This window comes from Thermoplasmata archaeon (assembly GCA_038851035.1).
Classification (GTDB): domain Archaea; phylum Thermoplasmatota; class DTKX01; order VGTL01; family VGTL01; genus JAWCLH01.
Genome location: JAWCLH010000004.1, coordinates 42,841 through 54,698, shown reverse-complemented (window position 1 = coordinate 54,698; position 11,858 = coordinate 42,841). Strand labels below are relative to the sequence as shown.

The following is an 11,858-nucleotide window of genomic DNA, read 5'->3' as shown; positions in this document are numbered from 1 at the left end:
GGGGCCGAATCGAAAGGGTTTTTACCAGCGACTGCATTGCGAGAGCAACCCAAGGGGTGTGAATGGTAAGCCAGGAATGGCAGAAGCGCTGGAGCAGGCTTAGGATAGTTATTCGGGACATGACCCTAGGCCTGAGCGGTACAGGATTCGTCCTCGGTCTCTTCATGGTGGTCGTTGGCGCCCTCTCCTTTTGGTTTCAGGAGACTCTCCCGGAGGACTGGAGACTGTTCCTGCGCGGCAGCAGCAGGGTGGATGTTTGCGTAGGCGGCGTAGGGCTGTTGCTACTGATCATCGCCGGCTACTACTTTGTGGATAATATTTATAAGAGAATAAAGTTTCACAGACTTATAAACACGACAAGCCGGCAGAAGTTGGTGATGAACAGGGAAAAGCTCGAGGAACTCGCGTGGGAGCTATCCTCGAGACATGAGAGAATGGTGCAGAGGAAGCTCAGGGAGATGAAGATACGGTAAAGCCCGGAGAGGGTAGACGAAAAGGCTTGAGGCCCGGCTGGCACCCCATCTCCTCAGGCCGGGTGCAAGGAGGTGACCATGAATCTCGTGCGGAGGGGGAAGGTGAAGGACGTCTACGAGGAGTCGGCCGAGCTCCTCCGCTTCAAATTCACGGACCGCATCTCCGTTTTCGACAAGCTCGTCCCGACGGAGATACCGCATAAGGGAGAGACACTCTGCAGGACGAGCGCACACTGGTTCGAGATTGTGGAGAGGATGGGCATCCTGACGCACTTTGTGGACACGCCGTCCCCCACTGAGATGAGGGTCAAGAGGGTCGAGGTGATTCATGACCCCTCGAGGGTGGGCATCTGTGGCAGGAGTTACCTGATACCGCTCGAGTTCATCTGCAGGCACTATGTCGCCGGCTCCCTTCTGGACAGACTCAGGACTGGGCAGCTCTCCTCCGAGGAGCTCGGGTTTCCCAAGGGCCACACACCCGCGGCCGGCGAGAAGCTCCCCGAGCCGTTCTTTGAGGTCACGACCAAGCTCGAGGCCACCGATAGAAGCGTGGGTCCTGAGGAAGCGCTCAAAATCTCGGGCCTGACAATGGACGAGCTTAACGGAATCCGGGAAACTGTGCTGAAGATAGACGAGAAGATGGCGAGTGAGCTTAGGCCCCGGGGCCTGATTCACGTCGACGGGAAAAAGGAGTTCGCATTTGACGCGAACAGGGATCTAATGCTGGTGGACACCTTCGGCACCGCCGATGAGGACCGCTTCTGGGATGCGAAGGCCTACGACGAAGGTAGGCTCGTCGAGCTGAGCAAGGAGTATGTGCGTCAGTACTACCGGAGAATTGGGTATCACGAGAGATTGGAGAGGGCGAGGGCCGTGGGGGAGAGCGAGCCCGAGATTCCCCCCCTCCCAGACGATGTGCGCGAGGAGGTCAGCCGCGTCTATATCGATATTTTCGAGAGGCTGACGGGGCAGAGATTCAGGTGAGGTTCAGTCCCCTTCTTCCCAGCTCACTCGCGGCGCTCCCTCATAGCGCGAACTCCCTCCCGGGGGCTCCCCCTTTTTCCTTCTCAATAGTCCGGCCGCTGCGGCGACGGCGATTGCGAGCATGACGGCGATGAGGAGCCAGAGCAGCTGGCCGGAAAGGCTGAACGGCGACGGGTGGCCCGTGCCAATCCCACCCGGTCTGGAGACCACGAAGCTCCACTCCTCGCTCCACGCGCCCCGGTTCCCTGCTATGTCCAACGCCCTGACCCGCCAGTGATAGGTGCCCTCCGACAGTTCTAGCGTGTGGCTACAGCCCTCCACTACACCCGCAAACAGGGGTGAGTCGAACGAGGGCGTTTCGTCAACCTCAAGATAGTAGGCCCTGAGCCCGCTCTGGGGGTCCGTGGAGTTCCCCCACCTCAACACGACGGGCTCGAGGGGTAGTCTCGCGCCGTTTTCTGGTAGCTCGAGATGCGGTGGGGCCGGGCCCTCCGTGTCCACCAGCACCTCTAGTTCGGCCCACTCGCCCCAGTTGCCCGCGCCGTCTTTAGCCCGCAACCTGAACATCCACACACCACCCCGCCCAAGCTCGAACCCGATGGACGTCGCGTTTAGCTCTCCCTTTTTCTCGATGCTCCCCTCCCTCGCAAGCTCGTAGCCATAGACCTCCACACCGGAGGGGTCCTGGACAGCGCTCCATCTGAGCTCCAGCGTGGATACATTGTACCATGTCTCTCTTCTCGGGTGTGTGCTCGAGCTGATGGAGGGCTTTCTAGGGGGCGTTGTGTCCAGGGTCACCTCGAGCACCGATGGAGCGCCATCGTTGCCGGCGCCATCGCGCACCTGGACAAAAACGCTCTTCTTACCATCCCCTCCCTCGAGGCTCCAGGGAAGCCCATGGGCCGCGTAGTCCATCCAGTCGCTCCAGAGGCTTCCGTCGTTGCTGAGTCTCACAAACGCTACGCCCGAGATGGCATCCTCCGCCTCCACGATGAGGAGCAAATCGGTGGAGTTGACGATGGTAATTCCCCCCGAAACCTCAAAGTGCGTCACAACAGGACCAGTGGTGTCCAGTATGATCGTAGCGCTGACGGGAGAGGCCTCGTTGCCAACCCTGTCCCTCACTTGGAAGAATATGCTCCTCTCCCCATCACCCGGCGTGAGTGTCATCTCGTGCTCCGTGGCGAAGGGAATCCAATTGGTCCAGTTCCTAGCATCCATACTAAACCGCATCTCCCAGGGCCCGGAGACCGCGTCCGTGGCGGCGAGCTGGAGCAAGAGCCGGGGGTCGGCAGTCAGGACGGAGCCACCGTTTATTGACACGGAGAGGTTTCCGGGGGCCGAGAGGTCCACAGTTATCCCATCGCTTTCGGCGCCCCACGCGCCCTCATTGCCCGCCAGATCCACGGCTTTTACCCTCAGATAATAAGTTACCCCATCCAGGGCTCCCTCGAGAGAGTAGCTCAGCTCCGACGTCCTCATCCCGCTCAGGACGTCCTCGGCTCCTGGGGAGGTGCCGATTGACACTATGTATCCGGCGACACCGGACAGCTCGTCGGAAGCTTCTTCCCACGAGAACACCACACTAGGTGAGCCCGTGAAATCTCCATCGTCACGCGCGGCTACGGTCCCGGGAGGTAGAAGGTCGATGAGGAATGGTCCGATGTGAAATGCGCTCTGGTTCCAGTTGCCCGCCCGGTCCACCGCCCTGATATGGAGGTAGTATCTGCCACTGATTAAGGTGATTTCGCTCCAGTTCCCGTCCTCCTCGAGCTCCTTTGTGAAATCGGGGGAGGAGAGGGCTGCGGTGTCCCAGAGAATCGAGAAGCCGTCCGCGCCACTGGCGCTGTCAGAGAAGCCGCTCCAGGCCACCCTGACAGTGGCCATCCGGGACCATCCGCCTATCGAATGGCCCGAGAGGACTTCAAAAGAGCCCGGGTTTGCGGGAGGGACGGTGTCTATGTAGAGCGGGCCAAAGTGGAGCGCCGTTTCGTTCCAGTTGCCGGCCCTGTCGACCGCGCGTATGTGGAAATATATGGAATCGCTGTCGGCCAATGGCGGGCTCGTAGTCGAGGTAGCAGAGGCGTCGAGCTCCATCACAGCATCTGGAAGGGCGTCGGGCAGGTTGTCCCAGACCAGAGAGTAGCCCGCGAGGCCGCTCCCCGAGTCGGAGGCCCCCCACCACTGCACTGTTGCGGTGGTGAGATTGGACCAGACCGATGGTGTGTGAGAGGGGCTCGAGGCGCCCCGGGGACTTGAGGGGGGTATGGTGTCTATCAAGAAGGGCCCAAGATGCGCGGCCTCAGTTGCCCAATTACCGGCGCCATCCACGGCCCGGATATGGAAGTACCAGGCGCCATCAGCTGGAATTGTGCTGTTTAGCTCGCAGGCACTTCCGTCGCAATCGGCCGTGGCGTCCGGAAAGGTCGCGGGACTCCCGTCCCATAGGTACGAGAATCCGCTGACGCCGCTGTGCTGGTCCGACGCGCCCGACCAGCGTATGGTGATGAGAGTGCGATTGGACCAGCTCGATGTGGCGTGGGTCGGGCTCGTCAGGGAGCTGGGGCTGGAGGGCGGGAGCTGGTCGAGATAAAGGATCGCGCTGGTGCGGTTCTCGTGATTCACATTCCCAGCTTTGTCCCTGAGCCACAGATAAATCGTGTGTGCTCCGGACCCGGTGACGGTTATTCCCCCCAACGGCTTCGACGGGCTCCAGGTCCCGTCCGTGGGGCTTGCAGGGGCGGAATCCAGCCTGTAGTAGATTCCGGGTTCGATACCCGATGTCCCGCTCTCCGACGGATACACCCAGTCTATCGTGAAGGAATTGACCGCACTCCAGCCCGACGGGGAGACCGTGACGCCGGAGGGGGCGGCTGGGGCGGTCAGGTCCACATTGAGGCTCCGGGCAGGGCTGTAGCTGCTCCACAGGCCTCCGCTATCTCGCGTTCTGACGCGCCAGTACCATTTCCCCTCGCCGAGGTCGGTTCCCACGGCTGTGCCATTGGCGCTCGACACCACATCCCCTGAATCCCATAGGGGAGAGCCGAAGCCAGAGTCGTCGTCGACCTGCACGCGGTAGGCGGTCTGGCTGTCGCCAGGGTCCGAATCGGAGAAGGTCCAGTTCAGGGCGGGCTTCGTCTTGTTGGTCCACGCACCATCGGAGGGCGAGACCGGGGTGGGGGCGCTTGGAGGGCTGTTGCCGAGGTCCACATCGAAGGTCATGGTGTTCCCGGAGGCGCTGATGTTGTAGATTCTGATTCCTGTGTTTTTTCCGGAATAATCATTCGTGTTTGGCGATGAGGTCGGCGTGAAGCCCGTTGCATTGCTCTTCCATGGGTCCGTGGGGTCGGAGGCCTTGTTATTGTCGTCGGCCTCCTCGAGGTCCACGAGCCGGTAGGCGTCCCGATTGTTGTTCGGCGCGCTGTCGTTGACGTGCCATATCAAGAGACCGTTTCCCGGGAGGCTGGCGTCGAAGCCCGTCTGCTGCCTGTTCTCGATAAGAAAATATTCCTTGTTCGAGAAGTTCACCCAGACCTTGTAAACCACGGCGTTGTCCTCGGCCCTCTTTGCCTCCAGGCCCTGGCTGTCCGAGTTAACCACCGTCGGGCTGACCCAGCCGAGCTGGATTTTGCACCAGGCCGAGAGCATCGCGGGTGTGGCGCCGCCGTTGTTCCAGTTCCCACTCGCCATCAGGTCCCATTTGCCTACGCCGCCGTCGGAAGAGTAATCGGTGTCGTAGAGGTCCGGGAGGCCGATGTCGTGCCCGAACTCGTGGGCGTAGACGCCCATCGGGTCGTCCTCGGAGAGCATTGTGTAGTAGTAGAGCTTCACGCCGTCCAGATAGACGACGGAGCTCATCGCCCACGCGTGAGACCACATCTGCGGGTCGCCGGCGGGGCCGCTATAGTCGCCGTCGTTGGCGTCGTCCTTACCCGAGTGGACAATCACTAGATGGTCGACGTATCCATCGCCGTCTTTGTCGAATTTAGAGTAGTCTATGTCCGCGTCCGCCTTCAGGACGGCCTCGAGGGTCAGGTTCTGGGCGTTCCCATAGCCTGAGGCGGGGGGGCTGGAGAATTCGTAGGTCCCGTACCAGGCCTCCGTGTTGTTGGCGGTGTAGAACTTAGAAGTCACCGTCCCGCTCACGTTGAAGGTGTTGAAGGAGTTGTCCGCGAAATACTTCGCCATGCTGTTCTGGCTCGTGTTGAAGAGGAGGTTCTCAAAATAGGCCGGGGTGTGGGAGCTTGAATTGCTCACGTCACTGAATTTGATGAGAATTACAAGAACTGTAGCGTTGCCAGTGACGGCGTTGAGCGGCGAGGGGGACTGGGGGAAGCGCTCCTTGTTGATTTTGTGGAGGGGGTCGGAGGCATTGTATCCGGTCCATGGGGGAGGGGCCACGAGGTTTCTGGGACCCTCCAGAGATGAGGCCGACGCAGCGTGGGGCCACTCTAAGGGCTCCACTAGGGCTGTTGAATCTGCCGAGCGCGGCTCCACACCCCTCCAGTTCCCCGCAAACTGGAACCCCGCTGCACAGAGGACCGAGAGCAAACAGATGAGCCATAGAGGCGCCCTTCCCATACTTTCAGCTCCTATAAAAAGTATAGAGTAATTATCAATTTAAATGTTATTTGAATATATTCTCACTATTCTCTCTTCTCTTTCTCTCGACTACTCGACCGCCGCGTCCGCCCGATCGCCGCATCACTCCCACTTACCCGGTCACCGCCTCCCCCAAAACATATCCGGGCCTCGCCGCGCTGATTTTGACATTGCAGATGCTCCCCGGAGCGGGTCCGCCTGGAATAATCACGGGATAGTATCCCCCGGTCCTTCCGAGCGCACCTCCATTGGCGCCCATCTCGCTCACAAGCACCTCCTCCACCCTTCCCACAAGCCGCTCGTTGTTCTTCAGCGAGATTCTTCTTTGGAGCTCTCTTAGCCTCGAAATCCTCCGCCGAACCTCCAAGTGGGGCGGTCTTCCCGGCAGGCGGCACGCGGCCGTCCCGGGCCTCGGGGAGTAGGCCTTGATGTTGATTATATCCGGCGCCGTCTGTTCAATGAGGGAGAGGGTTGCGGTGAATTCCCTTTCCCCCTCCCCCGGGAAGCCGACAATCACATCTGTGGCGAGGAGGCCGAGGGGAAACGCCTCCCTGAATTTCCCGACGACCTTCATGAAATCCTCGACCGTGTAGCCGCGCCCCATCGCCTCGAGCATCCCATCGTCACCGCTCTGAACGGGGACGTGAAGAAACCTGAAGACCTTCGGCCTCCGCATGACCTCTATGAGCGCCGGAAGAATTCTCAGAGCACTGCCGGGGTTCATCATCCCTATCCTAACCCGGAAGTTTCCATCGAGCGAGCATATTCCGGACACGAGCTCCGGAAGGCTTGTGTGGATATCCACGCCGTACGTGGCGGTGTCTTGGGCTGCCAGCCTCAGCTCCCGGTATCCCCTGCGAAGGAGAACCGCCGCCCTCTCAACGAGGCTCTCAACGCTCCTGCTGCTGAGCTTCCCTCGGGCGATTCTCGTGATGCAATAGGTGCATCCACCGGTGCAGCCGCTCGCTATGGGTAGCTCGGCCCAGACCGCCTCGCCCGGTCCCGGACCGCGAAGGAGAGTTCCTCCTTCCGGACGCACTACGGGCGAGAGCACCCCCACGGCTCCAGCCGCCTTCCCTCCGGCCTCACCCTCCTGCCCCTTCTCAGGGTCGCCGCCGGGCATCTCGGACACCGGCGAGGAGTTCACGGCTTGGACGAGCCATCGCAGGGTTTCTAATAAGGAGGGGAGCTCGCGCCGCTTGTCCGGCGGGAGCAGAATTGCGCCGGCGCAGATCGCCCTCACCCTCGCCGGCCGCGCGGAGGCCATACAGCCCGCCACGACGACGGGCTTTCCCGCCCGGGCCATCAGTCTGAGTCTGTCCAGCATCCTGTTCTCCGTGGTCTGAATCACGGTGCAGGTGTCTAGAATGAGAACATCGGCCTCCTCGACCGAAGCCACTATCCGGTGCCCCCGCTCCTCCGCCGCTTCGAGCATCTCCCGGCTCTCGCCCCTGTTCAGGGAGCATCCGTAGGTCTCGGCATAAATTCTCATCGCTCCCTGATGGCGCCCGGCTCTATTTATCACCTTTTGCCCGCCAATAAATTCTTATTACACCCCGGTCCATCCGGTAGCGATGAGCGGGAAAGGGAGGCATGGAGGAGAAACTGGCCTTCTCTGGCCGCTCTACGCGGCCACGTTCTTGATTCGCTTCTCCTTCTCCATAATGATAATGGTATTTCCGCTCTACCTGAGCCACCTCGACCGCGTTCTTTACGGCCTAATATGGGCGGCCTCGCCCGGGGCCGAGTTCTTCACGGTGATATTCATCGGGGCTATTATAGATAGATATGGCAGGAAAATTGTGCTTATGTCCGGTCTCGTTCTGGGTACGCTTATGATGTTTTTCATTGCGCTCACGCAGGACCCCCTCGCGGTGGGTATCTTCAATGCCTTCCACGGTATTTCCGCTGGAGCGATACTCGCGTCCTCTTTGGCGCTTGCCGCCGACTACGCCCCTGCCAACCAGCGGGGGCAGGAGATGGGAACCTTCGACGGCGCCAACATGGCGGGCTGGGGCGCTGGCTTCTTGCTCGGCGGGATGGTCAACCAGACCCTCGCGTCGGAGCTCTACCTAGGCTTCGTCATCGCTGGCGCGATTGGCGCACTAGGCTGCGTCTATGCCCAGCTCGCGGTCTCCGAGCCAGCGAAAACCGAATACACCGTGAGACAGCTTGACGCCCGGCACATAGTATCAGCGCTGGGTAGAAAGTCGGTGATCTACCTGACAATGCCATGGCTACTGATCTACGCCATGATTGGCGCCGGGCTCGCGTTCGCGGGCCTCGAGGGAGCCAACCTCGATATCCCTGCATGGATGGTCGGCGCGGGGATGGCGGGCCTCTGCGTTCTGCTCGTCACCACCCAGCGCTTCTTCGGCCGCCTGTCCGACAGATACGGCAGGACGCCTCTGATGCTCACCGGCGCCTCAGGAATTCTAGGGCTCGTGCTCAGCGGCGTCGCGGTCGCGATCGTCGGGGTCCCGACTGTGGAGGACATTCAGGCCAACATGCCGGTCTGGGGGCCCTTCTTAGGCCTGCTCGCCCTGTTCGCGTTCATGGCCTTCGCCTTCGCCCCCGCTGCCCTTGCTTCGTTGGGCGATGTCGCACGCAAGCGCCAGCACGGGGTGACGATGAGCGTCTATAGTATGGTGATAGCCGCGGGAATGGTCGTCGGTGTCCCGACCTCAGGCGCGGTCCTCAACGCCTTCGGGCTTACAGGGATACTGGGCTTCTTCGGCGCTTGCGCGGGGCTGATATTCCTTTTCATCGTGCTGAGGCACTTCGAGTCAAGAAAGGATAAACTGGGTGAGGAGGAGTGAGTCATGAGCGGCGAGCTCTCCAGAGTCACCATGGCCCACGGCGCCGGCGGAGCCGCGATGCAGGAGTTGATATCCTCCGTCATTCTCCCTATCCTGTCAAATAAGAAATGGAGGGTCCGGGGGCTAAGGGTCCCGCTGGACGCGCTCGACGACAGCGCGGTCGTGGACGGGACGGTCTTCACAACCGATTCGCACACCGTAAGACCGATTTTCTTCCCGGGTGGCGACATTGGCTCGCTCTCCATCGCGGGCACCGTCAACGACCTCGCGGTCGTCGGGGCAAGGGCTCTCGCCCTCTCCGCAGGCCTAGTGCTCGAGGAGGGAATCGAGCTCGGGGAGCTGGAGAGGGTCGTCAGGAGCATGGCCTCTACTGCCAGACTGGCGGGCGTCCCCGTGGTCACAGGCGATACGAAGGTTGTCGAGAGCGGCGCAGTCCAGAAGATGATCATCAACACCTCCGGAGTGGGTTGTCGCCACCCCCTGCTAGACCGGAATTTGGCGGAGGCGCGCCGCCACCGCAAGGTGAGGCACGAGTGGCTCCTCGACTCCAACCTCCGCCCCGGCGACAAGATAATCCTGTCTGGGACGGTTGGCGACCACGGAATCGCGGTACTCTCAAAGCGCGAGGGCTACGGCTTTGATTCGGTCGTGAAATCGGACGTGCTTCCCTTGAACCGCTTGATGGAGGCGGTCCTGAGGGTGGGGGGTGTTGTGTCGGCCAAGGACCCCACGCGCGGAGGCCTCGCCAACCTGCTCAACGAGTGGGCCCAGAAATCCATGGTGGGGATAGAGGTATATGAGGAGTCGATCCCTGTCTCCGACGGCGTCCGCAGCGCCTGCGAGATGCTTGGTCTCGACCCGCTCATCATAGGAAACGAGGGAAAGGTTGTTCTGGGGGTCGTGGAGGAGATGGCTGAGGAGGTTTTGCGCGCCCTGAGGAGGATGAGGGAGGGGAGGCGCGCGGCCGTCATCGGCGAGGTCCGGAGGGACATCAGGCCAGGAAGGGTGGTGCTGGCGACCTCCGTAGGCGGGAGGAGAATTCTGGAGCAGCCCGCCGGGGACCCGATACCGCGCATCTGCTGAGGGCTCTATCCAAGTCGCGCAAAATGCCTTTCACTCCCCTCGCCTAACAAAGGGGACCTGAAGGGCGCCCGGCCCTCACCCGGTATCCCTGCCGTATTTATATAAAATGTTGCACCCGCCCTCCGCGCTGACCATGCATGGCCCCACGGGGCTCTCCGGTCTGCATTTTCTCCCGAAAAGAGGGCACTTCTCTGGCTCGCGAATTCCCCTGAGGACCTCCCCGCAACGGCAACCCGGTGGCTCCCGGAACACTTTTTCTCTCAGCGGCGCGAGCTCTTCTGCGAATTTCTTTCTGGCGTCCCATTTCTCGAACTCGGGGCGAAGCCTGAGTCCGCTGCCGGGGATGACCGGGAACCCGCGCCACTCCACGTCGCAGGCCTCGAATGTCCTATCCAGCAGCTCGAGAGCCTTCGCATTGCCCTCGGGCCTCACGACCCGAGAGTACTCGTTCTCGACCTCCGCCCTCCCCTCCAGCTTCTGTCGGCCGAGCATGTAGACGGCCATGAGTAGGTCGAGGGGCTCGAAGCCCGCCACGACCTGCGGTATGCGGTACTTTTCCGAGAGGGGCTCGTAGGGCCTGATGCCTATTATCGTGCTGACATGGCCGGGCTCAATCAGGCCATCAAGCCTGAGCTCGCCCATCCCGAGCAAGGCCTCCAGCGCTGGGGGTACGTTTCTGTGACAGGTGAGCACGGAAAAGTTCTCCGGCGGGCCGGTCTTCAAAGCCAGAGCGGTCCCTGGGGCCGTCGTCTCGAAGCCCACAGCCATGAAAACAGTCTCCCTGTTATCCCGGCGGGCGAGTCGCACGGCGTCCTCGGCGCTGTAAACGACTCTCACGTCTGCACCCCTTGCACGGGCCTCCTCGAGAGAGCCGGAGGGGCTGGGTACCCTGAGCATGTCGCCAAAAACGGCCACCCTCATTCCGCTCCGCGCAAGCGTGAGGATTTCTTCGAGCTCACGAGGCGTTGTGACGCAGACTGGGCAGCCCGGGCCCTGCCTGATCTCGACGCCCGCGGACCTTAGCATGGGCTCCAGACCGTGCCTGACCAATGTGTCCTGATGGGTGCCGCAGACGTGCATGATTCTCAGGCTGAGGTGCATAGACCTCAATCTCTCAATGAGCCTGCGGGCCATGGAAGGGTCCCGGAGATGGAATCTACCGGGTGAGTCACTAGACACTCTTGGAACCCCCAAAAGTTTTCCGAGCGAGAGACGTGGATGAATTCACAGCCTACCCCCCGGCCCTTTCAGACTCATCTGCGCCGCTCCTCCTCCCCTTCCATCTCCCCCTCCCCGGACGCCTCCCCCGCGACCCCGCCGGCCCCCCGCCCCCTCTCGCTCCGACTTCTCTCCTCCATCCTCCATAACCACCCTCATTTCCCGTATTAAGCACTCGCGCCCCCCAACAACCCTCACATCGCCGCCGCAGCGCGGGCAGTTCAGAGCCGGAATAAAAAAATGGGTGGCCAGCCCTTCGGGAGGCTTTCCCACGCCCCTGTAGCCACAGGCCGGGCATTCAAGAACCACTGGTCTCCTCACAATCATTAGCTTCGAACCCCTGAGAGGCCCATTCTCTGTCAGGAGTTCCCACGCGAACTTCAGCGGCTCTTCGCTGAGCATGGTCAGCTCTCCAACCTCAAGTGTCACGCTCTCGACGCTTGCGATTCTCGGGTGGCTGGTGTTATCGACTCCTTTTCGGGTCTGGCACCCGACTCTTCCCACCCCCGCGTCGGTCCCCTCATGTTCCGCGGGACCACCTCGCCTTGCTTCAGTGGCTCCTGCATTCCTCGCCTCGAGCTCGCTGAGTAGGGCCTCGACGACACGGGATATCACGGAAAACTCGTGCACCGGACCCACTCCTTGACTATAGCCATCTCGCCTCCCGCACCCCCGAATT

At 61.3% G+C, this 11,858-nt stretch carries 8 protein-coding genes; 4 read left to right on the top strand and 4 right to left on the bottom strand.

The genetic code is table 11. The features are described 5' to 3' along the window. Positions 1-62: 62 nt before the first annotated feature. Both QW379_02065 and purC read left to right on the top strand, forming a co-directional pair. Positions 63-473, top strand: a complete 411-nt coding sequence (locus QW379_02065; GenBank protein MEM2869193.1) for a DUF3198 domain-containing protein — start codon at positions 63-65, stop codon at positions 471-473. A 78-nt stretch (positions 474-551) separates the two neighbouring features. Next, a complete protein-coding gene (gene purC / locus QW379_02060) occupies positions 552-1,457 on the top strand; it encodes a phosphoribosylaminoimidazolesuccinocarboxamide synthase (protein MEM2869192.1) in 906 nt (301 codons plus the stop codon). 3 nt (positions 1,458-1,460) lie between these two features. Here the strand turns inward: purC and QW379_02055 are convergent, their stop codons facing one another. Beyond that, positions 1,461-6,038: a M6 family metalloprotease domain-containing protein gene (locus QW379_02055; GenBank protein MEM2869191.1), complete on the bottom strand. Its 4,578-nt coding sequence runs from the start codon at positions 6,036-6,038 to the stop codon at positions 1,461-1,463. A 133-nt stretch (positions 6,039-6,171) separates the two neighbouring features. Then, entirely contained in the window at positions 6,172-7,551 is a 1,380-nt protein-coding gene (locus QW379_02050) for a tRNA (N(6)-L-threonylcarbamoyladenosine(37)-C(2))-methylthiotransferase (protein MEM2869190.1), read from the bottom strand. A gap of 82 nt (positions 7,552-7,633) precedes the next feature. Between QW379_02050 and QW379_02045 the strand changes: the two genes are divergently transcribed. Beyond that, the gene (locus QW379_02045; protein MEM2869189.1) at positions 7,634-8,878 is read left to right on the top strand and encodes an MFS transporter; all 1,245 of its coding nucleotides are present in this window, start codon (positions 7,634-7,636) and stop codon (positions 8,876-8,878) included. 3 nt (positions 8,879-8,881) lie between these two features. Beyond that, positions 8,882-9,961: a hydrogenase expression/formation protein HypE gene (gene hypE, locus QW379_02040; protein MEM2869188.1), complete on the top strand. Its 1,080-nt coding sequence runs from the start codon at positions 8,882-8,884 to the stop codon at positions 9,959-9,961. A 75-nt stretch (positions 9,962-10,036) separates the two neighbouring features. On the opposite strand, the gene hypD is transcribed toward hypE, so the two are convergent. Both hypD and QW379_02030 read right to left on the bottom strand, forming a co-directional pair. Then, positions 10,037-11,095: a hydrogenase formation protein HypD gene (gene hypD, locus QW379_02035; protein MEM2869187.1), complete on the bottom strand. Its 1,059-nt coding sequence runs from the start codon at positions 11,093-11,095 to the stop codon at positions 10,037-10,039. 90 nt (positions 11,096-11,185) lie between these two features. After that, entirely contained in the window at positions 11,186-11,809 is a 624-nt protein-coding gene (locus tag QW379_02030; protein ID MEM2869186.1) for a hydrogenase maturation nickel metallochaperone HypA, read from the bottom strand. Between the last annotated feature and the right edge of the window lie 49 nt (positions 11,810-11,858).

Coding starts and splice junctions, on each gene's coding strand:
- QW379_02065 (MEM2869193.1), top strand. CDS start 63: ATGGTAAGCCAGGAATGGCAGAAGCGCTGGAGCAGGCTTAGGATAGTT.
- purC (MEM2869192.1), top strand. CDS start 552: ATGAATCTCGTGCGGAGGGGGAAGGTGAAGGACGTCTACGAGGAGTCG.
- QW379_02055 (MEM2869191.1), bottom strand. CDS start 6,038: ATGGGAAGGGCGCCTCTATGGCTCATCTGTTTGCTCTCGGTCCTCTGT.
- QW379_02050 (MEM2869190.1), bottom strand. CDS start 7,551: ATGAGAATTTATGCCGAGACCTACGGATGCTCCCTGAACAGGGGCGAG.
- QW379_02045 (MEM2869189.1), top strand. CDS start 7,634: ATGAGCGGGAAAGGGAGGCATGGAGGAGAAACTGGCCTTCTCTGGCCG.
- hypE (MEM2869188.1), top strand. CDS start 8,882: ATGAGCGGCGAGCTCTCCAGAGTCACCATGGCCCACGGCGCCGGCGGA.
- hypD (MEM2869187.1), bottom strand. CDS start 11,095: ATGGCCCGCAGGCTCATTGAGAGATTGAGGTCTATGCACCTCAGCCTG.